The 25,596-nt window shown below is 42.9% G+C and carries 23 protein-coding genes; 13 read left to right on the plus strand and 10 right to left on the minus strand.

Going from position 1 to position 25,596, the window contains the following annotated elements:
- The first annotated feature begins 5 nt into the window (after nucleotides 1–5).
- Nucleotides 6–395 carry an L-rhamnose mutarotase gene (locus GO495_RS12435; protein ID WP_157300020.1) on the plus strand — a complete coding sequence of 130 codons (390 nt, stop codon included), beginning with the start codon at nucleotides 6–8 and terminating at the stop codon, nucleotides 393–395.
- A gap of 14 nt (nucleotides 396–409) precedes the next feature.
- Nucleotides 410–1,180, plus strand: coding sequence for an SDR family NAD(P)-dependent oxidoreductase (locus GO495_RS12440; RefSeq protein WP_157300021.1), 771 nt, complete (start codon nucleotides 410–412; stop codon nucleotides 1,178–1,180).
- Here the strand turns inward: GO495_RS12440 and GO495_RS12445 are convergent.
- Entirely contained in the window at nucleotides 1,177–2,076 is a 900-nt protein-coding gene (locus tag GO495_RS12445; RefSeq protein WP_157300022.1) for an AraC family transcriptional regulator, read from the minus strand. The genes GO495_RS12440 and GO495_RS12445 overlap by 4 nt on opposite strands.
- A gap of 120 nt (nucleotides 2,077–2,196) precedes the next feature.
- On the opposite strand from GO495_RS12445, the gene GO495_RS12450 reads away from it, so the two are divergent.
- Genes GO495_RS12450 through GO495_RS12480 form a run of 7 tightly spaced genes read left to right on the plus strand, consistent with a single transcriptional unit; the run spans nucleotide 2,197 to nucleotide 15,043 of the window.
- The gene (locus GO495_RS12450; RefSeq protein WP_157300023.1) at nucleotides 2,197–5,205 is read left to right on the plus strand and encodes a SusC/RagA family TonB-linked outer membrane protein; all 3,009 of its coding nucleotides are present in this window, start codon (nucleotides 2,197–2,199) and stop codon (nucleotides 5,203–5,205) included.
- A 17-nt stretch (nucleotides 5,206–5,222) separates the two neighbouring features.
- The gene (locus tag GO495_RS12455) at nucleotides 5,223–6,707 is read left to right on the plus strand and encodes a RagB/SusD family nutrient uptake outer membrane protein (protein ID WP_157300024.1); all 1,485 of its coding nucleotides are present in this window, start codon (nucleotides 5,223–5,225) and stop codon (nucleotides 6,705–6,707) included.
- Nucleotides 6,707–8,785 (plus strand): alpha-amylase family protein, encoded by a 2,079-nt coding sequence (locus GO495_RS12460; RefSeq protein WP_157300025.1) that lies wholly within the window; start codon nucleotides 6,707–6,709, stop codon nucleotides 8,783–8,785. Before GO495_RS12455 ends, GO495_RS12460 begins: the two co-directional genes overlap by 1 nt.
- Nucleotides 8,776–12,042: a DUF5107 domain-containing protein gene (locus GO495_RS12465; protein WP_157300026.1), complete on the plus strand. Its 3,267-nt coding sequence runs from the start codon at nucleotides 8,776–8,778 to the stop codon at nucleotides 12,040–12,042. Before GO495_RS12460 ends, GO495_RS12465 begins: the two co-directional genes overlap by 10 nt.
- Before the next feature lie 3 nt (nucleotides 12,043–12,045).
- The gene (locus GO495_RS12470) at nucleotides 12,046–13,056 is read left to right on the plus strand and encodes an aldose epimerase family protein (RefSeq protein WP_157300027.1); all 1,011 of its coding nucleotides are present in this window, start codon (nucleotides 12,046–12,048) and stop codon (nucleotides 13,054–13,056) included.
- 13 nt (nucleotides 13,057–13,069) lie between these two features.
- Complete coding sequence (locus GO495_RS12475; RefSeq protein ID WP_157300028.1) at nucleotides 13,070–14,383, plus strand: sugar porter family MFS transporter; 1,314 nt, start codon at nucleotides 13,070–13,072, stop codon at nucleotides 14,381–14,383.
- A gap of 39 nt (nucleotides 14,384–14,422) precedes the next feature.
- Nucleotides 14,423–15,043, plus strand: a complete 621-nt coding sequence (locus GO495_RS12480) for an HAD family hydrolase (protein ID WP_157300029.1) — start codon at nucleotides 14,423–14,425, stop codon at nucleotides 15,041–15,043.
- A 62-nt stretch (nucleotides 15,044–15,105) separates the two neighbouring features.
- Here the strand turns inward: GO495_RS12480 and GO495_RS12485 are convergent, their stop codons facing one another.
- From GO495_RS12485 to GO495_RS12495, 3 genes are all read right to left on the minus strand, one after another.
- Nucleotides 15,106–15,663 carry a collagen-like triple helix repeat-containing protein gene (locus GO495_RS12485; RefSeq protein ID WP_157300030.1) on the minus strand — a complete coding sequence of 186 codons (558 nt, stop codon included), beginning with the start codon at nucleotides 15,661–15,663 and terminating at the stop codon, nucleotides 15,106–15,108.
- Between the two features lie 136 nt (nucleotides 15,664–15,799).
- A complete protein-coding gene (locus GO495_RS12490) occupies nucleotides 15,800–16,258 on the minus strand; it encodes a ribonuclease H family protein (protein WP_157300031.1) in 459 nt (152 codons plus the stop codon).
- An 8-nt stretch (nucleotides 16,259–16,266) separates the two neighbouring features.
- Nucleotides 16,267–16,713 (minus strand): KTSC domain-containing protein, encoded by a 447-nt coding sequence (locus GO495_RS12495; RefSeq protein ID WP_157300032.1) that lies wholly within the window; start codon nucleotides 16,711–16,713, stop codon nucleotides 16,267–16,269.
- A 125-nt stretch (nucleotides 16,714–16,838) separates the two neighbouring features.
- Between GO495_RS12495 and GO495_RS12500 the strand changes: the two genes are divergently transcribed.
- On the plus strand, nucleotides 16,839–18,161 hold the full coding sequence (locus tag GO495_RS12500) for a cytochrome ubiquinol oxidase subunit I (protein ID WP_157300033.1): 1,323 nt from the start codon (nucleotides 16,839–16,841) through the stop codon (nucleotides 18,159–18,161).
- Nucleotides 18,158–19,177 carry a cytochrome d ubiquinol oxidase subunit II gene (locus GO495_RS12505; RefSeq protein WP_157300034.1) on the plus strand — a complete coding sequence of 340 codons (1,020 nt, stop codon included), beginning with the start codon at nucleotides 18,158–18,160 and terminating at the stop codon, nucleotides 19,175–19,177. Before GO495_RS12500 ends, GO495_RS12505 begins: the two co-directional genes overlap by 4 nt.
- A gap of 52 nt (nucleotides 19,178–19,229) precedes the next feature.
- On the opposite strand, the gene GO495_RS12510 is transcribed toward GO495_RS12505, so the two are convergent.
- The 6 genes from GO495_RS12510 to dinD all read right to left on the minus strand — a co-directional run bounded on the left by GO495_RS12510 (nucleotide 19,230) and on the right by dinD (nucleotide 23,445).
- Nucleotides 19,230–20,198 (minus strand): hypothetical protein, encoded by a 969-nt coding sequence (locus tag GO495_RS12510; RefSeq protein WP_157300035.1) that lies wholly within the window; start codon nucleotides 20,196–20,198, stop codon nucleotides 19,230–19,232.
- A gap of 241 nt (nucleotides 20,199–20,439) precedes the next feature.
- Nucleotides 20,440–20,643, minus strand: a complete 204-nt coding sequence (locus GO495_RS12515) for a cold-shock protein (protein WP_157300036.1) — start codon at nucleotides 20,641–20,643, stop codon at nucleotides 20,440–20,442.
- Between the two features lie 84 nt (nucleotides 20,644–20,727).
- Complete coding sequence (locus GO495_RS12520) at nucleotides 20,728–20,868, minus strand: hypothetical protein (protein ID WP_157300037.1); 141 nt, start codon at nucleotides 20,866–20,868, stop codon at nucleotides 20,728–20,730.
- 236 nt (nucleotides 20,869–21,104) lie between these two features.
- On the minus strand, nucleotides 21,105–21,620 hold the full coding sequence (locus GO495_RS12525; RefSeq protein ID WP_157300038.1) for a 2'-5' RNA ligase family protein: 516 nt from the start codon (nucleotides 21,618–21,620) through the stop codon (nucleotides 21,105–21,107).
- Nucleotides 21,601–22,416: a ThuA domain-containing protein gene (locus GO495_RS12530; protein ID WP_157300039.1), complete on the minus strand. Its 816-nt coding sequence runs from the start codon at nucleotides 22,414–22,416 to the stop codon at nucleotides 21,601–21,603. The genes GO495_RS12525 and GO495_RS12530 overlap by 20 nt, the downstream gene beginning before the upstream one ends.
- A 189-nt stretch (nucleotides 22,417–22,605) precedes the next feature.
- Nucleotides 22,606–23,445: a DNA damage-inducible protein D gene (gene dinD, locus GO495_RS12535; protein WP_157300040.1), complete on the minus strand. Its 840-nt coding sequence runs from the start codon at nucleotides 23,443–23,445 to the stop codon at nucleotides 22,606–22,608.
- Nucleotides 23,446–23,724: 279 nt separating this feature from the next.
- Between dinD and GO495_RS12540 the strand changes: the two genes are divergently transcribed.
- Together GO495_RS12540 and GO495_RS12545 are read left to right on the plus strand one after the other, a co-directional pair.
- On the plus strand, nucleotides 23,725–24,342 hold the full coding sequence (locus tag GO495_RS12540; protein WP_157300041.1) for an RNA polymerase sigma factor: 618 nt from the start codon (nucleotides 23,725–23,727) through the stop codon (nucleotides 24,340–24,342).
- Nucleotides 24,343–24,407: 65 nt separating this feature from the next.
- Nucleotides 24,408–25,532 carry a FecR family protein gene (locus tag GO495_RS12545; RefSeq protein ID WP_157300042.1) on the plus strand — a complete coding sequence of 375 codons (1,125 nt, stop codon included), beginning with the start codon at nucleotides 24,408–24,410 and terminating at the stop codon, nucleotides 25,530–25,532.
- Nucleotides 25,533–25,596 lie beyond the last annotated feature (64 nt).

A 25,596-nucleotide genomic window follows, 5' to 3' on the forward strand; every position in this document is an offset into this window, starting at 1 on the left:
AGCGTATGAAAAAGTTACTGATCCTCTGTTTATGTATAGCTGCCTGTAACGGTCAGCGGGTGAAGCGGTATGGTATGATAACAGGTTTAAAGCCTGATAAAATAGCGGAATACAAACAATTACATGCCGCAGCATGGCCAGGTGTATTGAAGAAAATTCGCGAAGTGAATATCAGGAACTATTCTATCTATCTTAAAAAAATAGAAGATAAATATTTCCTGTTCAGCTACTTTGAATATACCGGAGATAACTTTGAGGCAGATATGAAAAAGATGGCGGCTGACAGCACTACGGTAAGATGGTGGAGCTTAACAGCCCCAATGCAGGTCCCGTTGCCGGAAGCCGCGGAGGTAAAGCAGACCTGGACCAGTATGGAAGAGGTATTTCATTATTAATGTAAAACGATTGTATGGGTCTCTTAAGTGATAAGATTATTATTCTTACGGGTGGTTCTATGGGTATTGGGTTTGAGTGTGCAAAGAAATATGCAGAAGCGGGAGCGCGGGTAGTAGTACTGTCCAATGACAGCATTTCCCTGGCAGATGCCATGAAGGAATTAGGTGTAAAACATCATGGTATTGTATGCGATGTATCTGTTGGAGAAGAAGTGGCGGAGGCTATTGAAGAAACGATACAACGTTTTGGACGGATTGATGCTATTCATAATAATGCCGGTATTGCAGCTCCCTCCAAACCACTGCATCTTACAGAAGAAGATGAGTGGGACAGGTTGTTTGAAGTAAATGTCAAAAGTATTTACCTGACTACAAAATACGGACTGGAAGCATTGAAATTAACACAGGGAAGTATATTGAATACAAGTAGCCTGGTCGCAGATATAGGACAGGAGAACCATGCAGCCTATACAGGTACGAAAGGAGCTGTGAATAGTCTGACCAAATCGATGGCGCTGGATTATGCACGTTTTAACATCAGGGTGAATGCCCTTGCTCCGGCAGCCGTATGGACACCCTTATTGCGGGAGTGGAATAGTGAGCAGGACAATGAGTCAATGGAAGAATACCTGGCGCAGATACATCCATTAGGGTATTGTCCGGAAGGTGATGTAATTGCCGATGCGGGGGTGTTTTTGCTGTCTGATAAAGCAAGGTTTATTACCGGCTGCATTTTACCGGTAACAGGTGGTGCAGAGCTGGGATACAGACGCCTTCATCATTAAGCCTGTTTGTTCCTGTTCCTGTATTCTGTAGGCGATACACCCATTAAACGTGAGAACATCCGTGAAAAATAATAGGGGTCTTCAACACCTGCATGCTGTGCAATTTCTTTAACGGTCATAGTAGTGAATAACAAATACTGACAGGCCTTCTGTACTTTCAGATGGTTGAAATACTCTATAGGAGAATAACCCGTTTTTTCCCGGAAGATAGCAGAGAAATGAGACACAGAGAGATTGGCAAAGTTCGCCAGCTCATTCAACGTAAGTACTGTATGGATCTTTTGCTGCATTTGCGCTATCGTTAGTGCAATCACATCATCTTCTGGTTTATTCTCTACATAATTAAATTTATCCTCGTACAATAAAGAAGAAAGGAAATGATAAAAGATCATGTTCACATAGCGGAGATTATCTCCGCTATATCCTTTCTCAAGATTGGTATAGATGTCTTCAAATAATTTAATACGGTTCTCATTGTAGGTAAGATGAGGTTTGTAATTCCTTGATTTCTGGAGTATGAGCTCTACGATGTAAGCCGCTATCTCCCCCTTAAAATGAATCCAGTAAATAGTCCATGGGTCGTTGGTGTTAGCAGAATAGCGATGTGGAGTATTTGCAGGAATAGTGATGAATTGTGAGGGGGAGATCTCTATTCTTTTTTTATCGATCTCTATCCAGCCACTTCCTTCCACACAATAGATAATGATATGTTGCCCCACCCCGGCAGGACGTTGTATATAATGCCCTTTCGCTTTAGGATAGTAGCCTATATCGGTAATATAGACCTGTTTGGTGATCTTGTCTTTGGTGAGGAAGTCGGCCGTAATCTTTTTGGGCAATACGATCAGTTGCTGCCCGTCAAAGCCCTGCCGCTTTCTGAGTACTTTATCTTTCATCGAAGAATGATCTTTTACTAAAGATCATAAAATAATCCATCATTATCATAAAAATCACTATTCCGGGGGTGGATGCTAAACACGAGATTTGTTCTAATTCCACGACTAAAAATGAATTTTATGAAAAGACTGGTATCCCTGTATATCCTGTTAATGGCTGTATGTATGCAGCTACCGGCACAAAATAAGCCGGTCAGCGGTAAGGTACTGGATGCATCAACTAAAAATCCACTTCCTTTTGTCACCATTACCAATGTTACTAATAAAAGCGCTTCCCTGAAAACGGATGTAAGCGGTAATTTCTCAGTAAATGTCACTGCCAGGACAGTGCTTGTATTCAGTTTCGTAGGCTACAAGCCCCGCACGGTTACACTCACACCGGGCGACACTGCTTTTACCGTTAATCTGGAAAAGGATATCTCCGGATTGAGTGAAGTAGTGGTCATTGGTTACGGACAACAGAAAAAGTCAGATATCACCAGTGCTGTTGCCAGTTTATCGGGCAAGGAACTGAGTGAATTACCGGTAACCTCTATTAACAGCGCTTTGCAGGCCAGGGTACCAGGAGTGCAGATCAGGAGCGCAGGATATGAACCGGGTGCCGGGACCTCTATCAAAATAAGAGGGATCAACTCCATTACACAGGGCGGCGGACCTATTTACGTAGTAGATGGCGTGATTGTAACAGGGGATATCCGGGAAATCAACCCCTATGATATTGAATCGGTCGACATTCTGAAAGATGCTTCTGCTGCCGCTATTTACGGCTCGAGGGCCTCTGAAGGGGTAGTGATCATTACCACAAAGAAAGCAAAAAGTGGCAGGGCCTCTATTGATTATAACGGGTATTACGGCGTACAGAAGATTAACCGTACATATGATTTTGTTGATGGTAAAACCTATGCGAACCTTAGAAGACTGGCCTGGAGCGATGAAGATCCTGCTGCATGGCCTATGAACGATCCCGCTACCGATAAGAAGATCTTTAGCGCAGTAGAGTTGAAAAGTCTGGCTGAAGGGAAAACCTACAACTGGGCAGATGCCATTACACAGGTAGCGCCGATGCAAAGCCATACACTCAGTATTTCCAATGGTATTGGGAAGAATAAGATTTACCTGAGTGGGAATTATCTCGACCAGAGTGGGATCATCAAAGGCTCCGAACTGAAAAGATATTCCCTGAAAGCCAATATGGAATCGTCCGTAACGGAAAAGGTCTCTATCGGTTTAAATACTAACTTCTCTCACCTGGATAATAATGTAGTAAGCAACGAGGCTTATTATAATGCCATCAGCATGAGCCCTCTGCGCCCTATCTATGATTCAACAGGTAAACCAATGGTGGACATAGATCCCAATACAGGGACCATCACGGTAACTAACCCGCTGGCCCTTACCAATGAGGCCGTGTTTAAGAAAATAGATGACCGTTTAATCGGCAATGTATATCTGGATTATAAAGTCATTCCCAGTCTTACTTTCCGTTCCAATGCAGGAGCAGACATTTATAAGAACCAGCAGTTCGAATATTATCCGCGTTCTACAGGCGCAGGGTATTTACTGAAAGGCCTTGCTAAAGTACAGAACTTTGGGTACAGGGATTTCTTATGGGAAAATACACTGACCTATGATTATAACCTTTCAGAAAAACATTCCATTAATGTGCTTTCCGGATTCACTTTCCAGAAGAGAAGGCAGGAGTGGAATTTTGAACAGGCATCCGGTTTTCCTACAGATGAACTGACGTACAAGAACATGAGCCTGGCTAACAGACGGGATTTAATCCAGAGTGATTATTTCAACTGGGCAACCAGTTCCGTGCTGGGCAGGGTGATCTATAAATACAAGCAGCGTTATATACTCAACCTGACCGCCAGGTATGATGGATCCTCCCGCTTTGGTGCACAACACCGGTATGGGTTTTTTCCTTCCATCAGTGGTGCATGGCGTTTGATAGATGAGCCGTTCATAGGCGTGAAATTCAAATCAAGGGTCAATGATGCTAAAATCCGGGTTAGCTATGGCGTAATCGGTAATCAGGATATCTCTTATGATAACGTGTTTGCGAGGCTGAATTCGGCCAGTTATCCATTTAATGGTACCAGTCAGTCAACCGGTTACCAATTGGGCAGCAATCAGGGTAATGATGCCTTAAAATGGGAAAGCCAGTACCAGTTCAACACCGGGTTTGACTTGGCCATGTTTAGTTCCAGGGTACAGCTGACAGTAGATTTCTATAATAAGGATGTACATAACCTGTTGTTACAGCGCAACCTGGCATTATCACAGGGCTATGATACCAAGATGATTAATGTAGCGTCTCTGAATACAAAAGGGATAGATATCGGTATTAAGTTAGCACCAGTGAAAACACCCAGCTTCGACTGGCAGGTGGATTTAAATTTCTCTAAGTATAAATCTAAAGTAACATCCCTCTTACCAGGTCGTGACTCTTTGAGCCCGTATCTGAAAGTAGGGGAAGCACCGAACAGTTTGATAGTTGACTATGTATTTGACGGAATTTATAATAAGGGAGATGATTTCAAACTGAACCCCACCGGTAAACCAGGAGATGTGCGGGTAAAAGACCTGAATAATGATGGTATTATCAACCAGTACGACCGTGCCATTGTAGGGCGTACCACACCTAAAGGCTGGGGTGGCATCTGGAATTATTTCAGGTATAAGAGAGTTTCCCTGACCGTATTCGCCAGTTATATGTATGGCCATGATATCTACAATAAAGCCTATACCGATTACCTGTATTCCAATGGACGTAATGTGATCCTGAAAGAAGGACTGAATTACTGGACACCGGAGAATACGAATACGAATATTCCCCGTCCCAATGCATTTGGCAGTTCTACACGTACCCTGCCTTCTGGTTCTTCCAGTTATGCGGTGCAGAAAGGGGATTTTATCCGCATCAGGAATATCACCGTAGCCTATGACTTTTCTCCTGCATTACTGTCAAGGGTTAAGATAAAATCAATGGGCGTGTATGGACAGGTATTAGAGCCTTTTCTGTTTACAAAGTATAAGGGGATAGATCCGGAGATCGATGCCGGTAGTTACGATATCTATCCAAGATTCCGTACTATTCTCTTTGGTGTGAAAATCGGTTTATAACTTTAAAACTGCAATGTATGTTTTCTCATAAGGTCCGTTTGATCTGTCTTATTATACTCTTGTCCGGTTGTAGCAAACAACTGGATATTAAACCGGAAGTATTTATTTCTCCTGAACAGTTATACAAGGATGAAGCAGGAGTAGTAGCTGGTGTAACAGGCATCTATCGCCAACTGCTGATATTGAAACGTTCTGATTACGCCATCATAGGAATGGTGGGGACAGATGAAGGGAAGACCACCATCTTTGTGCCTACCTGGGGACCTTACTGGCAGGGATTCTCTGCGGTAAACAGTTATTCTCCTTTGATGACCGGACAGAATGACGTGGTACAAGGGTTCTGGTCTGTTTCCTACAAGGGGATTACCAATGCTAATCTGGCTATTAAATACATCGCAAAGGCGCCTGTAAATGAAGCGCTGAAGAACCGCTGTATTGGAGAAGCGAAATTCCTGCGGGCCTTATTCTACTTTTACCTGGTGCAGTTGTTTGATGGTGTCCCTTTGCCTACAGACGCTGATAACCCTGATGCCGACCGGGATGGTTATCCGCGGAGTAAAGCAGAAGATGTATACAAGCTGATTATAGAAGATCTGCAATTCGCTGCTGTTAATCTGAATAGCAAAGGAGCTGATGGGCAGGATCCCGGAAGGGCTACAAAAGAAGCAGCGATTGCTTTGTTGGGAAAGGTTTATCTTACCCGTAAAGACTACGCGAATGCAAAAGCTACGCTGGCGCCATTGTTAACAGCTACAAATGTCAGCCTGATGAGTAAGTATGCAGACCTGTATGTGGAAGCCAACGAAAACAATATAGAATCGCTGTTTGAGGTCCAGTTCTCTAATGAAACGGATAACACCAGTAATATGGCAAATAACACCGGTTGCTGGCAGATCAATTCTCCCGGGTTGAGTGGCGCTGGTGGACATGTGATCATTCCTACAGATTATTACTATCAAAGTTTTGCTGATGATGACCTTCGGAAGGACGCAACTTTCCGCACCGTGTTTTATGATTCCAATGGCAACCTGGTAGATTATTCCTGGTGGGCAGATGTAGGCAAACCACATGTAAAGAAATTTGATATCACAAAAGGTATTTCTGTGAGCGGGTCACTTTCCTCCCGCAACATGTACTACCTGCGTTATGCGGACGTTATCCTGATGTATGCAGAGGCAACGAACGAATTGAATGAGGGTGCAGCGGCGGTTGAAAATCTAAATAAGGTCCGTCATCGTGCAGGATTGGCAGATTGGTCTGGTAGTATAGCCCAGGCGGATTTACGCTCAGAGATCATGATGGAAAGAATGCGTGAACTGGGCTTTGAAGGCTGGCGTTGGTTTGATCTGAAAAGAACAGGGACGCTATTGGATTCAACGAAGGCGCATAATATGGATGCAGCGCCGAATATGCTGCCTAAGCATTTGTTATACCCTATACCTGCAAAAGAATTTGAGAATAATCCGGCGTTGAAACCGGCGGATCAAAATGAAGGATATTAATGAAAAAACTGTCTTTTATCTGCCTGTGTGTTTGCCTGTTTTTTAATGTACAGGCACAGGATAGTACCGTACTATCTGGCAGCGGGGGGCGTGTTGTGGTAAATAATAATACCGGTAAGGTAAGTTATTACTTTTCAAATGGCACGAAGCTGGAGAATACGGTCGTTGCTATTGATGAACATAGCAGCGGATATGTAAGTACCGGTAGTTTTAAAAATCATCATACTACTATTCATACTGTAGCAGATAGTTTTGGTGTGGGTAAACAGCTGGATATCGAACATACGGATGGGCAGATAACATTTCGTCTTGTACAGCATATCAGGGTATATGAGCAACGTTTGCTGATAAATGTAGAAGCAACAGGTACTGATCTGGAAACGGGAAATATTTGTCCTTTGTTGGTACCCGGTAATGTGTTTGTGCCTGGTAATGACCTGCGAATCCTGGATGTGCCTTTTGATAATGATGAGTGGGTAAGGGTAAATACGCCCAAATGGCCTGGTGCAAAAGGGACCAGTTATGAATTCTCTTCTATCTACGACGTGCATACGATGTCCGGTATAGTAGCAGGCAGTATTACACATGATTTTTGGAAAACAGGTATTGTGTATGGAGATTCTTTAAGAATATACGGCGGCATAGCCACACCGGATAAAGACGGTACACATGACCACGCTCCGCATGGTACAATGAAAGGCAATATCCTAAGCTCCCCGCTGATTTATCTGTCTGCTACAAATGACATCCGTACAGCATTTACCGATTACGGAAAAGCAAACACGATCATAGCGGGGAAACTGACCTGGAAAGGTTATGCTCCCGTATACTGGAACAGCTTTGGTGTAGAAGGTGTATTAGGGTATTCTAAAGTAATGATGCCTGCAGGTGTCATTAAGATCGCTGATTTTATCCATTCCCTGGATAACTTTAATAAATACGCAAAGCCTGTACTAAGCATAGACTCCTATGACCAGGGCATTTACACCACTGATTTGCTGGCCTCACTAGGCCGCTACGGTAAAAAGAGGAATGAGCAGATGGGATTTTATTTTATACCTTTCGCCATATGGACATGGAAAAACTCCATCGACCAGCAAATGATAGGCAATACATTATTGCAGGATATGGTATTAAGGGATAAAGACCGGCACCCTATCTTATACAAAGACGGGGACTGGGGCGCTTATGCCATCGATCCCACTCATCCGGCTACAAGACAATATATCATCACGCAACTACAGAAAGCAAAAGCTATCAATGCCACTTTTATCAAAATAGATTTCCTGACCGCCGGGGCATTAGAATCTACTGTCAGGTATAATAAGTCGGTAAGGTCTGGCATGCAGGCATACAACGCCGGCATGAAAATGTTAAAAGGATTGGTAGATTCCATTATGGGGCCTGATATTTTTATCACCCAGGCAATATCCCCTATGTTCCCGCACCAGTACGCACATACCCGATTTATTTCTACAGATGTTTACTCCCATTTAAGAGACGATGAGCCAGGCTTCCCTCACTATGGCAGTACGGAAGCCTCTCTGTCTGCGGGCTCTCATCTATGGTGGGTACAAGGCACATTATGGCCATACACCAATTTGGATGTAGCTGTAATGAAACGTTTCCAGCAGAACCCCGACTTATCAGAACAGGAAATAAAAGTAAGAATATACGCAATGATGACGATGGGGAGTATCCTCGGTGATGGATCTGATTTCAGAGATAAACTGGCAGTAGAACGGGCTAAGAAATACCTGAACAATGCTGATGTTTGCCAGTTCTTCAGTGGTCCGAAAGCGTTTACACCGCTGCGTATGTCAGATGGAGAAGGAATGGACCAGCAGATGAGCTTTTATTTAAAGGGTGATACTACAATGATAGGCCTGTTCAACTTTGATACGAAGTTGCCTTTTAAAGAAGTGATAAGGATAAAAGAGCTTGGTTTAAGTGAAGGAAAGTATATGATGAAGGATTTCTTGACGGGAGATTCACTGGGAGCAATAACTGATACAATTTCAATAACGGTGCCTGTAAAGGATGCCATCATGATAAAACTTGTTAAAATATGGAAGTAGTAGCCTGGACAGAAAAGGTGTCGATACCTACGTATAAAGTTGGTGAGCCTGAAAAAAATCCGATGTTCCTGGAAAAGAGAGTATACCAGGGTAGTAGTGGGGTAGTATATCCTCATCCGGTAATAGAGCAGATTGCAGATGAGAAAACAGATGTGGAATATACTGCTGTTTTCCTGGAGAATGAATATCTGAAAATCATGATCCTGCCTGAGATAGGAGGCAGGATACAAAGAGCATATGATAAAATACGGAAACGTGATTTTGTCTATTATAACCAGGTGATTAAACCTGCATTGGTAGGACTGGCAGGTCCATGGATCTCAGGAGGAATAGAGTTCAACTGGCCACAGCATCATCGTCCCAGTACCTTCGAGGCCGTAGACTATACGATAGAGGAAAATGCAGATGGAAGTAAAACGGTATGGGTAAATGAGACAGAGATCATGTTCCGCACTAAAGGCATGGCAGGTTTTACTTTATATCCGGATAAAGCATATTTGGAGATTAAAGGCAGGTTATTTAACCCTACCCCTTTCCCTCAGACGTTTTTATGGTGGGCTAATCCTGCGGTGAAAGTGAATGAACATTATCAATCCGTTTTTCCTCCGGATGTATATGCTGTATTTGATCACGGCAAAAGAGACGTCTCCGATTTTCCAATAGCTACAGGTACTTATTACAAAGTGAATTATGCGCCCGGAACAGATATCTCCCGCTATGATACTATCCCTGTGCCTACTTCATATATGGCGATCCGCTCCCAATATGACTTTATGGGTTGTTATGAACATGATACACAGGCGGGAATGCTGCATGTGGCAGATCATCATTTATCCCCCGGCAAAAAGCAATGGACCTGGGGTAATGGAGATTTCGGATATGCATGGGACAGGAATCTCACAGATGAAGATGGACCTTACATTGAGTTAATGACCGGTGTATTTACAGATAATCAGCCCGACTTCTCCTGGTTACAGCCGAATGAAGGGAAAAGCTTCGAGCAGTATTTTATGCCTTATGCCAGAATAGGTATGGTGAAGAATGCAACGAAAGAGGCCATGATTAATGTATCAGTCTCAGACAGGGAGATGATGATAAAGGTGTATGCAACTGCACGCTATGAAGGAGCGATAATACAGGTATTACAAAAGGATAAAACAGTAAAGGAATATACAACAGATCTATCTCCTGCTAATATCTTTGAAGTTACCTTCTCAGGTGAGGGAGATAAAGTAACTGTAACAGATGCGAACGGCTGCAGACTTGTTTCCTGGCAACCTGAGCAACCCACGGATAAAGAAATACCGGCCGCTGCTACACCAGCTAAACTTCCTGCTGAAATAACACAGGTGGAAGAGCTGTATCTGAACGGACTGCATTTAGAACAATACAGACATGCAACATTCAATCCGGTAGATTATTATGAAGAAGGACTAAGAAGAAGCCCCGGAGATGTCCGTTGTAATAATGCAATGGGATTATTACACCTGAGGCGTGGCCAGTTTAAAAAATCGCTTCCTTATTTCAGGACAGCGATAAATACATTAACCAGCAGAAACCCTAATCCTTACGATGGGGAAGTGTATTATAACTTAGGGCTTGCCTTATTTTACAGGAACGAATTGGACGAAGCGTACGATTCTTTTTATAAAGCTACCTGGAACGATGCCTGGCAACACAGTGCATTCCTCATGCTGGCAAGAATAGCCTGTACCAAAGGCAAATTCAGTGAAGCATTGGCATTGGTGGAAAAATCATTGATCAGAAACTATCATAGTCATACCGCCCGTCATTTAAAGGCAATGTTGCTCAGAAAGAACGATGAGGGAACTGAAAAGAGGATTCAGTTTATAAAGGAATCTATGTCTATAGATTCCTTTAATTATGGTTGTTTATTCGAATGGTATCTTATAGAAAAAGATATATCCATATTGAATAAAATGAATACGCTCATGCGTGGTGCCGTGAATAATTACCTTGAATTATCACTGGACTATGCACAGGCAGGGCTATATACAGAAGCTGCTGAAATACTGGAATATTGTCCTTCAACAAATCCTTTGGTATATTATTATAAAGGTTGGTTTGCATTAAAAAATGGGGAGACCGACAAAGCCCTTGCATTATATAAACAGGCTGCTGTTCAGAATCCCGACGGATGTTTTCCCAACAAGATAGAAGAAGTATTGATTTTAGAGAACGCAATACTATTAAATGAAAACGACGCACATGCACATTACTATCTCGGAAATTTCTGGTATGATAAAAGACAATATCCGGAGGCAATCGCCAACTGGGAAGCCGCTGTAAACGGGAATAACACTTTCGCTACCCCTTATCGTAATCTGTCATTAGCTTATTACAATAAGTTAAACGAAAAAGAAAAGGCTGTTAGATTCATGGAGAAAGCTTTTGCTTTAGAGGGTACGGATTCCCGCATTTTAATGGAGCTGGATCAGTTGTATAAGATTACAGGTAAAGGATTTAAAGAGAGGTTGGATTTACTGGAAACACATGCTGCTTTAGTAGAAGAGAGGGATGATCTTTACCTGGAAAGAATAACATTGTACAATAATCTCCGGCAGTTTGAACATGCAAAAACATTATTGTCCAACAGGAAATTCCATCCCTGGGAAGGCGGAGAGGGACGTGTAGTAGGGCAGTACATTCTGTGTTATACGCAATTGGCTAAACAGGCTATTCAGCAGAAAGAGTTCAAAAAAGCACTTGAATTACTGATGGCAGTATCCACTTATCCGGATAATCTTGGAGAAGGCAAGTTATATGGCGCCCAGGAGAATGATATCCATTATTTACTGGGTTGCGCATATGAAGGATTAAACGAGACCGATAAAGCAGGAGAGTATTTTATCGCAGCTACACGTGGCATCAGTGAACCGGTACAAGCTATTTACTATAACGATCCTCAGCCCGATAAGATCGTATACCAGGCTTTAGCCTGGCAGAAACTGGGTGAGCCGGGAAAAGCCAGGGAGATCTTTGAACGTTTCATACTATTTGGAGAGCAGCATATGTTCGATGCTGTATATATAGACTACTTCGCCGTATCCCTGCCGGATATGCTGGTGTTTGATATGGACATTAATTTACGTAATACGATTCATTGTAAATACCTGGCAGGACTAGGGTATTCTGGTCTTGGTGATACTGTACAAGGCCGTAAATACCTGGATGAAGTGGTGCAATTGGATGTTAACCATCAGGGAGCAGTTTTTAACCCATTGATAAAGGAATAATCTATGTTATCTGTTTTGAGTACGAGTTATGGGAAAGACCTGTACCTGATCACTTTAAAAAATGATCAGATTATTATTAATATTACGAACCTCGGTTGTACCGTTACGGCTATCTACACACCAGATAGCAGTGGTGTAATGAAGAACATTGTAGCAGGATTTCGTAACCTGTCATTTTATGAGCAGAATGATGCGTATTTTGGTTGTGTAGTGGGGCGTTATGCCAATCGTATCGCAGGGGGGAAGTTTACATTAGCGGGGCAACCGGTACAACTTTCTGTGAATGATGGGACCAACCATTTACATGGCGGTTTTGAAGGATTTCATAAAAAGATCTGGTCTGTGGTTGCAGAGATCAGGGAGGAGAATCGGGTAGGTGTGGTAATGGAATATTTAAGCAAAGATGGAGAAGAGGGATATCCCGGTAATTTACTGGTACAGGTACGATATACACTGGATAATACGGGTAAATTAAGTGTCCGCTATACGGGTCATACGGATAAACCTACTCCTGTGAATCTTACCAATCATTCTTACTTTAATTTAAGTGGTTTTGAGCAGGAATTGATAACCGGTCATCTTTTACAGATTAACGCTTCTCATTATACCGGTAAGAACGATCATAATGTACCTGATGGCAGTGTTATTGAAGTTGAGGGCACCGCCCTGGATTTTCAGCAACCTAAGCGGATAGGGGATGACATTGATCAGTTTCCCAATGACAAAGGGTTTGATCATAATTATGTTTTAAATAGCGCGGGAGAAATAGCAGAAGCAGCGGTGTTATATGAACCGGTAACAGGGCGGGAGCTAAGGGTATTTACAGATCAGCCGGGGATGCAGTTGTATACTGCTAACTGGTGGTTGGGCGGTTTGTATCCCAAACATGGGGCAGTAGCGCTGGAAACACAGGCTTTTCCTGACAGCCCGAACCATCCTTCATTCCCAAGTACTATTTTACATCCGGGAGAAGTGTATGAGAAACATACGATTTACGCGTTTGGAGTGAGATAATTAAAATCCAGTTATGAAGCAATCTTATAATAATACCTATATCCTTGGGATCTCCTTTATTTCTGCACTGGGAGGTTACCTGTTTGGGTTTGATTTCGCCGTTATTTCAGGGGCATTGCCCTTTTTACAGCAACAGTTTGGTCTGGATGCCTATTGGGAAGGATTTGCGACTGGCAGTCTGGCCCTGGGGGCAATTATCGGCTGTCTGGTAGCTGGTACTATGGCAGATAAATACGGGCGTAAAAAGGGCCTGTTACTGGCCGCAGCCATCTTTGGCATTTCTTCTCTGGCGATGGCTTTAGCGCCGGCCCGGGATTTCTTTATAGGCTTCCGGCTGGTGGCAGGGATTGGTGTGGGCATGGCGTCCATGTTGTCCCCTATGTACATCGCAGAGGTAGCGCCGGCGCATTTACGGGGCCGTATGGTGGCCATTAACCAGTTGACCGTAGTGACAGGTATACTGGTAACTAACCTGGTAAATTATACGTTAAGAAATAATGGCCCGGATGCCTGGAGATGGATGTTTGGGCTGGGTATCATTCCTTCCCTGTTATTCTTCGCCGGGGCCTTATGGCTGCCGGAAAGTCCCCGCTGGCTGGTAAAAGCGGGCAGGTCGGCAGAAGCCGGAGTAATACTGGAAAAAATAGGCAATGCAAAGGATTCACTGGGGATCATCGAGCGGTCGATGAATGAAAAACTAAGTGTAGGCCCTGCATTTAATAAGGCCGTATTACCCGCCGTATTTATCGGTGTCATCCTGGCTGTTTTCCAGCAGTTATGCGGTATCAACGTAGTCTTCAATTACACTCCCAGAATTTTCCAGAGTATAGGTGTTTCGCAGGACGGGCAGTTATTACAGACGGTTTTCATCGGTGGGGTAAACCTGGTATTTACGTTGCTGGCGATGGTATTAGTGGATAAACTCGGTCGCAAACCGTTAATGCTGATAGGGGCCGGTGGATTGGCTATCCTGTATATTATCGTGGTAAGAATGCTGGCGGCAGGTTCTGCCAATGTATCCTGGTTCCTGCTGGCAGCCATAGGAACATATGCGATGTCGTTAGCGCCTGTTACCTGGGTCCTGATCTCAGAAATATTCCCCAACAAGATCCGGAGCGCTGCCACTTCTATTGCTGTATTGTCCCTCTGGGCGGCTTATTTCGTACTGGTATTCACTTTCCCTATCCTTTTTGAAAGGCTGAAAGACAGTACTTTTTACATTTATGCGGTGATTTGTGTACTGGGTTTTATATTCATCTGGAGAAATGTACAAGAAACAAAAGGAAAAACACTAGAAGAACTGGAGGATGTAATTGTGAGGCATTAACGCATAATGCTTAAATTAGTGGTCTATTAGATAAACATTATGGCGCAGACATCTTCAATTACCACACTATTTATAGACATAGGCGGTGTTCTCCTGACTAATGGCTGGGATCGCGCAGCGCGCAAGCTGGCGGCAAGTACTTTCTCTCTCGATCCGATAGAGTTCGAAGAAAGGCATCACCTTACCTTTGATACTTATGAGGAAGGTAAACTCACGATGGATGAGTATCTTAACAGGATCGTATTCTACGAGGACCGTAGTTTTACCAGGGATACATTTAAAGAGTTTATGTTCTCCCGAACGGAACCTTACGATGAAATGATAGAGATGGTCTGCAGGCTGAAAGAAAAGTATGGCTTAAAGATCGCTATCGTGAATAATGAAGGGCGTGAGTTAAATCAATACAGGATCACCACATTCGGGATCAATAAATTTGTGGACTTTTTCATTTCTTCCTGCTTTGTTCATTTCCGCAAACCGGATGCGGACATCTTCCGTATTGCACTGGATATCGCATTCGTACAACCAAAGGAAGTATTGTATATAGAAGATCGTGCAATGTTCGTGTCCGTGGCTGAAGGCCTCGGTATTAACGGGTTATTGCACGTAGATTATGCTTCTACAAAAGAGAAACTGGCCAGTCATGGCCTCATATTATAAAAGGGGAAGCCGTATCAGAAAAAGATACGGCTTCTTAGTTTCAACAAAGACACAACAACAACTTAGTCTTTCCAACCCAGGTATGCTGCTACTTCAGCATAATTATCCCAGTTGATATTATTTTTTCTTGCAGCCACACCACCAGGTATGATCACATAACGGTATTGCAGTAATGTACTGAGCGCTATTGAATTTGAGTTATCATGTGTGAAGCGGTATATCAGTATTTTACTCAGTAAAGGGGTGAATGAAATGGTGTTTGGTTTACCACCTGCATTACTTGTATAAGGTAGTATGAAAGTACCCCCACCATACGTAAAGTATACTTTTACATCACCTGAATTCAGAATAGTAGAGGTGATTTTTGGCGCATCAACGTAACCTGCTTTGATATTGGAATTATCTACTGTAGAATCGTTAAAATTATGTGCATATGTCCAGGCAGAATAAATCACATTGGCTGTTCCAACAGGTCCGGTGGCACCTGTTGGGCCTGCAGCTCCGGTGGCTCCGGTCTCTCCGGTATCTCCTTTGGGTCCTGTAGGACCTTCTTTGGAACATGCATTAAAAAGTGACAGGCATAGCAATGAGGCAACAAAAAGTTGGGGTACTTTGGGCATCGGTTAATTTTTTATTATGATAAGATTTTACGCTGTAAATATGTGTCCGGTAATCCCATTATGAAACCGGTACTTAACCAGCGGCAGCAATTTTTTCATAAACGGCGTGTTTCGGCAGATAAGTGTAAGGTGGCTGTTATGGCTGTTTTCGAACGATACTACGGGAAAGTTTATCTACTACAATATTGAAATTGAGTTCGTTATTACTCTTTTGATGGGCTTTGATCTTTATAAATTCAACGGGAGGGTCAACGATGAGATCGAGGAATAATTTAACAAGGTCTGCATTACGTATATCCGTTCCTTTTTTAGTGGAAAAGGAACGGGCGGAGAGCTTTTCTTTTCTGTCTGCCAGTGTAACAACATACTGGCTGTCTGAAATAATACGTATAGCCGTAATGGCTGGATGATGTTCTTTTACATACTGGATGGCTTTGATCACGGCAGTGAGTTCCATCCTGTTATGTGTGGTGTCTGTTGCTTCACCGGTAAGCACTACTTTCTCTTCATCGATAAAAATGATCGCCGCCCAGCCCCCATTGAGGTGCTGGGTATGACAACTTCCATCAGTGTATATAGTTGCGATCCGGTCCATGGCAGCAATTATGCTACCACGGCCTTGCTCACTTTGCGGTATACAAATTCGTGGTAGATATGCCTGCGGCAGAATCTTCCGGGAGAATCTGAATTGACGAGCTTAATATAGAGCGCTTTCGGAACTTCGAAATACTCATAACTGCTACCGTCGTGGAAAGTAAGGAGTAAGGTTGTCTTTGTATAAGAGAAGTCCAGGATCATGGACGCAGAGATCGTTTCTGTATATTGAGGTAAGGCAGCCTCAATAGTTTCAGGAGCAATACTTACCAGAAAGTGGTAAGCCTCAATCACTTGTTTGCTTTTTTCTTCAGCTTCCTGCTTTTTAGCGTCATCGTCCTGGAATTTGTCAGGATGCCATTCCTTCATTAAATTTCGGTAAATGGTCTTTAATTCCTGTAATTCCGTGGTTTTTGTCACTCCAAGCAGCTTCCGGTAATCTATAATTTTCTTCATAAATGTGCAAAGGTAATCGTTTTAGCCGCTTTGCAAGCATTTTTAGCTAATCTGACGAAAATATGATCTTTATCAGGGACGTGGTGCTGAGTATTTAGTAGTTTTGACTTATACAAAATATATATATGAATGATTTTATAGCTGCCAGGTCGCAGATGGGGCTTTCGCTGGGCTTTCATATTGTGTTCTCGTGTATTGGAATGGTAATGCCTTTTTTTATGGCAGTGGCGCATTTCTACTGGCTACGCACTAACAACATCGTTTATAAGAATATCACAAAGGCATGGAGTAAGGGAGTGGCTATCTTTTTTGCCACAGGAGCGGTATCCGGTACCGTGCTGTCCTTTGAACTGGGGCTGTTATGGCCGGAGTTCATGAAACATGCAGGCCCCATCTTCGGGATGCCCTTTTCCCTGGAAGGAACGGCCTTCTTTATAGAGGCCATTGCACTGGGCTTTTTCCTGTATGGGTGGGACCGCTTCAATAAATGGTTTCACTGGCTGACCGGGGTTGTAGTAGGAGTGAGCGGACTGGTATCCGGTATCCTGGTAGTAGCTGCCAATGCATGGATGAATAGTCCTGCAGGATTCGACTTTGTGAATGGGCAATATCTGAACATAGATCCCGTCAAAGCCATGTTCAACGATGCCTGGTTTTCACAGGCCTTACATATGTGTATTGCAGCATTTTCCGCCACGGGTTTCGCCGTAGCAGGCATTCATGCCCTGATGATATTGAAAAAGCAGAACGTATATTTCCATACGCAGGCATTCCGGATTGCAGCCGTTTTTGCCTGTGTGGCAGCACTTTTACAACCATTAAGCGGAGATATTTCTGCTAAAGACGTATCCAAACGCCAGCCGGCAAAACTGGCTGCCATGGAGGCCCATTTTCATACAGAACCTGCCGCTCCGCTGCTAATAGGAGGGATTCCTGATGTGGCAGCGCAGAAAGTGAACTATGGTCTGCAAATCCCGGGTTTATTAAGCTTTATGGTACATGGTGATTTTAAAACACCTGTAGACGGGTTAGATAAAATTCCTGTGGAGAATCAGCCTCCTGTATCAATTACTCATTATGCTTTCCAGATAATGGTAGGACTGGGGATGGTAATGTTGCTGATAGCCGTTTGTTATTTCATCGCTATCCTGAAGAAAAAGAGCTGGTTGTCACGACAATGGTTATTACGTATGTTCGTCATTGCTACGCCAATGGGATTCATCGCGGTAGAAGCCGGATGGACGGTCACGGAAGTAGGGCGGCAACCCTGGATCATCAATGGTATCATGCGTACTGCTGATGCCGTTACGCCAATGCCTGGCATTGTTTATTCCTTTTACATTTTCACCGCTATGTATATTTCCCTGTCGCTGATCGTTACATTCCTGTTATACAGGCAGATCAAAATGGTAGGTAAAATTTATGATGTTAAAAACCAGGCTGTATGATTTACGTAGTGATTGTTTATCTATGGACTGCCATACTGTTGTATATTTTGCTGGGTGGGGCTGATTTTGGCGCAGGTATCATAGAATTATTTACATCTGAGAAAAATAAGCAGCATACCCGCACTACCATGTACAGGGCCATTGCCCCGATATGGGAAGCCAATCATATGTGGCTGATCATTGCGATAGTAGTGCTGTTTGTAGGCTTCCCGGATATCTACGCAACGATCTCCACCCATTTACATATTCCGTTGGTGATTATGTTATTCGGTATTATCGCACGGGGAACAGCTTTTACATTCAGGAATTATGATGCAGTCATTGATAATATGCAGAAGGTGTATAACAGGATCTTCGTGTATTCCAGTTTTATCACGCCTTTCTTTTTAGGTGTGATAGCTGCCAGTGCAGTATCCGGAAGGATAGATCCTGATGCACATGACTTTTTATCTGCCTATATATTCAGCTGGCTGAGCTGGTTTTCTGTAGCAGTAGGGTTTTTCACCGTAGCTATCTGCGGGTTCCTGGCAGCTATTTTTATTATAGGAGAAACAGAAGATGAGCATAATCGCAAACGGTTTATCCGCAAGGCTAAACAGATGAATGTAGCGGCCGTAGTATTTGGTGCGGTAGTATTTGTGGTAGCACATTCTGAAGGGATACCCCTGGATAACTGGCTGTTTGGGAATGCAGTGGGAATTATTGCAATTACAGCAGCGTCTTTGTCGCTGGTATTATTGTGGTATTTACTGCTTAAAAAAGGAAAGGTGATCATCATTCGTGTGTTGGCAGGGTTTCAGGTAACGATGATCTTACTGGCCATTACGCTTCGTCATTATCCCAATATTGTGATTATGAAAGGAGGAAGATATTTATCCCTGATGGAACATGCTGGTCAGGATAAGGCAATTTATTCATTGGGGATGGCGCTGTTGCTGGGTAGTATTCTTATTCTTCCCGCATTGTTTTACCTGTTATATAGTTTCAACAAGAATACCGGTAAATGGCATGAATAAAAGGCCGCCCTGCAATATTGCAGAACGGCCCTATTGATGAAACCAAATCCTGTTAATAGTAAAGATCTACAATACCATTAGGAGTACCGTTGGTAACCACAGTGGCATGCTGACCGCAATCGGTCACAGCATTGGCTACACTCCATGAAAGAGATGACTGTGCACCGCCTACTAACAGTTGAATGCTGCTGAACCTTGTTTTGGAGGTATTAGGATAATCAGAACATACTGTTACACCATATACTTCCAGTGACTCGGCTGCCCAGTAGAGTTTCTGGATGTTGTTAACCGTGAGTGTGATAGAAGAATACCCGCTAAAAGCAGAAGTATAATTGTAGTTACTGCCGGTAGTACCGGTTTGTGTCATGATACCTGTTAAACTGGTGCCTGCGCTTACACGTACCAGGTTGCTGAACAGTGCAGTACCGTTGGAACCATCTACATACCAGTTGGCAATAGCCCAGTAGTTACCACCGCCGGCAGCTGAAGGACCCCATTGCAGAACAGGTTGCAGGATGTAGGAAGAGTTTTGCAAGCCAGGGAAAAGGAAGATCGTTTGTCCATTTGATGTGGATGGAGCTGGTGGCACTACAAACGTACTGCTGAAAGATGTAATCGGAGTGGAGGAGGAGTTCGTCCAGTAAGTGTAGGCGATCCAGCCGGAACCCAGCGGTAATACCTTGCGTCCTTCAGGAATGGTGACGTTGGTAGGATAGTCTGGCAGGTTACCGGCTTTTTTCTCAATAGCGCCGAAGTCCTGGATTACTTTACCGGCAGCATCTACTTTGCTGAGCCTTTCACCGTTCACCGTGAGGTGTTCACCGGGCGCTACGCGTCCTACTTTGGAAGCCGGACGCCAGCCGCCTGGTGTAAGTACCAGATCTTTGCTCTGTGCATCTACAGGGGCAGTTACTGTAGCGGAAGGTGTTACGTCTTTGTTGGCTTTTTGCTGTTCTTTACCGCATGCGGAAAAGATGAATACGCTGACTACCGCCAGGTACATTACATACTTGTTTTTCATGTCTGAAAGGGGATTTTAGGTTATTAGAGGGTAATTGAATAGGGTGAACGTACGTTACTCTTAACAGATCTTTAACTAAATTACTACTAACGATTGCAATGGGACAGCATTCTCTTTTTTTAAGGTTTTTTTAAGGCAGGCTCCGTCCACTCTCCGTCCTGTCTGAAGCATGAAGTGGGCATAAAAAAGCAGGGCTAACTGTTAAGTTAGCCCTGCGAACATTGTATAAAGATAAGCAAGCTTAATCTATACGTTTAACGTTAACGGCGTTCATACCTTTCTTTCCTTCCTGTAATTCAAACTCAACGCGGTCATCAGCCTGGATCTCATGAACGAGACCATTTACGTGTACAAAAGTTTCTTTATTGGATTCATCATGTTTAATGAAACCAAATCCTTTTGTCTCGTTGAAGAACTTTACAGTTCCGTTTAATTTTGTGCTCATTTAAAATTGTATTATATTATAATGTGCAGTGAAGATACCTTTAATAAACCCGGCCACCAAATATAATTAGAAATCAATCAATTATTATTTCAGGTTTTTCAGATATAAATCAAAATAATCACTCACTTTTTGCATGAAGTGAATCCTCTCATAACCGCGCACGTTATGCTCATAACCCGGATAAACGAAACAATCTGCCTGTGCCTTTTTGTCTGCCGCGGCCATTAAAAATTTAATTGAATACTGTCATACAACGGAGCTGTCTATAGTGCCATATATCAATAAAAGTTTCTCTTTAAGGTTCCCTGCTTTAGCAGGCAGGTTGGCATTTTCCTCCCCTTCAGGGTTTTCCGGGGGACCCAGGTAGCGTCCGGTATACATTATTATCGTACATTTTCCCGTTCATTACAGGGCTTCCTGCTACACCACAGGCAAAAACGCCCATGAATCCAAAACAAATGCTATTTCTCAAAAGGGAATGTTTCAACCATCTTCCAGGGGCCTTTTAAATACAACCAGGTATTGATACCGGTTGCTTTGATCTCAAAAGGAATAAAATCTTCCTGTAGCTTTTCAAATAATTGTTGTGATTTAAAAGCAGTGGATTTATTCTGCACCGTAATATGCGGCCATAATACCTGTTGATCTTTGCTGTTCAGCCAGGGCAAAAATGCGTCCTGCATTTTTGCATGCAGCCGTAACAGTTCTTCTGATTGTAAACTGTATGCGACACCGTTACCCAGGTATCGTAATTCACATACCTGTAAAGAGATCGTTGTATGATGAGAAAATTTCAGCAGTTGCTCTCTGATGAATGGCTCATCAGAAGGCAGGTGATGGAATAACGTAATATGTGCATGCAGGTAATTTGCATGAGCAGGGAAATGCGCGGCCCGTAACGCATTAAAAAACTGCTGATGTTCATCATTAAGACGGAGTGTAACGATGAGGGGCGGCTCATTTCCTTTTTTTACCATTACCTAACCATAATAGGGCATCTAAAATAAATTTATCCTGTATCTCATTATCGAAGGTAAAGGATAATTCCTTATTGGTATGGTGTTCATAATCGATATCATTATGCCCCATATTAACATACAGCATCCTGTATTTTTTGTTGGTCCACGCAACGGGGTAGTATCCGCTATGCCATATTTCATGCAGTTTTGGGCCTGTTCCAAGAGGAAAGCTGCTAGAGTCGATAGAGAGTAATATATTAATATCCGGGTTTTTCCTCAGATCATTTGACCATCTGTACCACTCATTGGGAGCTGATCTGAAGGTTACAGGCAGATTCTTCACCGCAGGGTGTTCAGGATCTTCAACCCTGAGTATTGCAGACGTAGGCCTCCAGGTATTGCTGCTATAAGAGCCGGATCCCAGGAACTCATTGTGATACCAGTCCCAGTTTTGAGGATAATCTGAAGGCGTAAGTGCGAAGCCGGCGAAGTGAAAACCCATCCAGGCGCCGCCATTTTCCATGTATTGCTGAAAAGCTTTTCGTTGTTCCTCTTTATCCGGACGGGTATCCAAAAACAATACTACCTGGTATTTGGAAAGGAATGCTGTGTTCAGGTTATTCCAGTTGTTGGTAGAATCATAAGTGAAGTGGTACTTCCTGGCCATGGCAGGAAACCATTTATTAGCTTCATGTACATAGCTGATATGTGCCTGGTCTTCTTTGGCTGTATAGAAGGCGATTACTTTGAACTGTGCATGAGAGATTCCTGCGCTGAAAATAAGTGTTATAAAAGGGATGAGGTATATTTTCATGGACCATATCAGATTTGATTTTAAGGTACTTTTTTTTCACCTCTTTTTTTCATCTCTTTAGCTTCTCCTGTTTACTTTTTGATTCTGATCATTTTCCTGATATCAGGAAAATGATCAGAATGTAGTGTGGTAAAGGGTTTTGCTGTTTTGCTGCATTGAATTATCTACCTGGCCATCAGGCATAATTTATTATTTTTTTTTCTTTGCATCCTTCAAAACCTTTTTCTCATCTCCCTCCAGCCTTCTTTGCACCTTTTTCAGATCTTCTGCAGGTGGCAACTGCTCAGGTTTTACGCCGCGTTTAATTAACATTTTGCGTACAGCGGCATTGTTATCAACATGTTCTTTAGAAATGAGGTTTTCCCCCTTCATATCTTTTTCTGTCACATTATGGCTGGTTAGCTCCGTGGCAAAATCCTTTGCTTTAATTGTCAGGGTAGGAAGGAAATCTGCCAATGGCCTGCTATCGGGGACCTTTAATTTCTGTTTCATATCATTAGTAGAAAATCCTCCGAATAGTGCCTGGTCGCCTTTACTTCTTATGACGGCAAAGCTTTTTTCATCTACCCCTCTTTCGTAAATAATATTTGAAAGCTTTTTTTCAGATTTTGAAAGTTTTTCTCTTGCGGTTACTCTTGCTATATCAAGTAACCTTTGTTCAATAATTTCCTGTTTGCGGGTTTGCACAGCAAAGTAAGTTTGCGCAAATGCTATTTCAGGTTTAGCAGGGTCCCCATTCTGTGCTATAAGATAACAGGCATACCTGGTAAGCGCTATATCATCAATTTCCCGCTGCGCACCCTTGGCTAAACCGATCATTTTCCTGATATCAGGAAAATGATCGAAAACCGCTGCCCCGGCGTTTTCGCATGCTTTTTTTGCTTTCTCGATTACATTCAGGAAATTCTCCCATTTGTGATAGCCAAGAATGACCTGCAGCTCCCTTGCGCTCCAGCATTCTATACCTTTATAATCATAGCAGGCATTTTCAAATTGCCCGAAAAGTTCATTAATCTGCTCTTTCTTCATAAAGTGGAACTTGAGTTTTGGTGGTTAACAGTATATTGTTGTAATATCTAATTTAAATTAAATCATTACAATTCCCAATATTTTCTTCGTAACAGTATTGTATTCTGATCATTTTCCTGATATCAGGAAAATGATCAGAATACAATACTGTAGGGCATTTAGCTATTTTAAGTGATCGGGTATGATTTTTATCCGGGAAAACAATTACACGTTCTTTTAAATTATATGTGACCATCAGGACTGATTATGTATCTTGCAGAATAATCTTCTTTATTTTATTTGACGCATTCAGACAATTCACTTTTTCACCGCGTACTATTAGAGAATGAGATTGCTTTGGTACGAGCTGCAGCTGACGGCGATCAGAATGCTTATGGCCGGTTATACACTCATTATTACCCCAATCTGCAGGTAGCCATTACTTTTATTACCAAAGACAGAGATGAAACAGATGAGATCCTGCAGGAGACTTTCCTGAAGATATGGAGAGCCCGTGAAAAACTGCTACTGGTAAGGTCTTTTGAAGATTATGCCTTTAAAATTGCTAAAAACCGGCTGTTTGATGTACTGAGACGACAAAAAGTACATCTGAAGGCAATGGAAGCTATCAGTAAAAAGGAAATGATAACAGAGGGGGGAGATAACCAGCTGGTATATAAAGAATTTCACGATATAGCTACCCGTGCCATCAATGGATTAGATCCCCAAAAACGGGAGATTTTCCTGTTACGCACAGAGGAAGGCCTCAGTTTTGAAGAAATTGCGGAAAGATGCGGCATCGCTGTAGTCACCGCCAAAAAACATTTTTATGCTGCATTCCATGCCTTAAAAGAACTCCTGAAAGAGCATGGTGGCCTGTTCTCCTTCCTTTTTATCCTCTGGTCCAGGGGCAAATAATTATTTTTTTCAAATGACCGTATACGAATTGCCAGGCAGTTCGTCTGTAATATATATTCCCCTGTATGAACGAAGAACAGAAACTGTTATTATTAAATAAATATATGGAAGGAACGCTGAGCAGCGAGGAAGAACTGATGTTCTTTGACTGGTACGCAGAAGCTGGTGCCGGTGAATTCCATCGTTTATTACAACAGGTTGCAACAGGGACCGTTTATGAGGCTCCCGGAGCGGAGTTCTTACAGGAACTGGACAGGAAACTGAGGGAAGACGGAAAAGGTAAGGTAAGGAAAATGCGTACCTGGTGGTGGGCAGCGGCAGCAGTATTATTACTGGCAGGCAGCAGTACATGGCTGATATTCAAACAACCGGCAACTAAAGAGATCGTAGCGGTAAAGGATATCGCTCCCGGTAAGACAGGTGCCATTCTTACACTCGCAAACGGGGACGTTATTGAACTGGACAGTCTGAAGAATGGTATCATCGCTACTCAGCAGGGTACCAGCCTTAACCTGCAGAACGGTATCCTGTCTTATGATGCAAAAGACGCCGCTGACGTAAGTTATAATACCATAAGAACGCCTAAAGCAAGACAATTCAGGGTAGTATTACCGGATGGATCTGAAATATGGATGAATGCGGAGAGTTCATTAAAATACCCTACCGCATTTATAAAAAACAGAATAGTAGAGATCAGCGGCGAGGCTTATTTCGAAGTGACGAAGAATGCGGCGCTGCCATTTAAGGTGAAGATAGGGGACAAAGCAGCTGTAGAGGTGCTGGGCACACGTTTTAATGTCAATGCATACAGTGACGAACAAAGTATCAATACTACCCTGCTGGAAGGAAGCGTAAAAGTAAACAGGGGTACACAATCAACCATATTAAAGCCTGGACAACAGGCTGCAGTGAACGAAACATTAACAGTGAATAATGATGTAAATACTGATCAGGTCATCGCCTGGAAAACAGGTGTTTTCAACTTTGACGGATTGGGCATTGAGGCCGTTATGCGGCAATTGTCCAGATGGTATGACATAGAAGTAATATATGAACAGGGGATACCCTCTACTAAGTTCTATGGAGAAATAGGACGGAATCTGAACCTATCGCAGGTATTAGAGGGATTAAAATTGTCAGGGGTGCATTTCAGGATCGAGAATGGTAAGCGTCTGGTCGTATTACCATAAAACATTGGCGGAATTGTTTTTTAATGATACGGTATTACAAAGGAAAACCGCTCTGAGGTGAGAT

Source organism: Chitinophaga oryziterrae, from assembly GCF_009758125.1.
Taxonomy (GTDB): domain Bacteria; phylum Bacteroidota; class Bacteroidia; order Chitinophagales; family Chitinophagaceae; genus Chitinophaga; species Chitinophaga oryziterrae.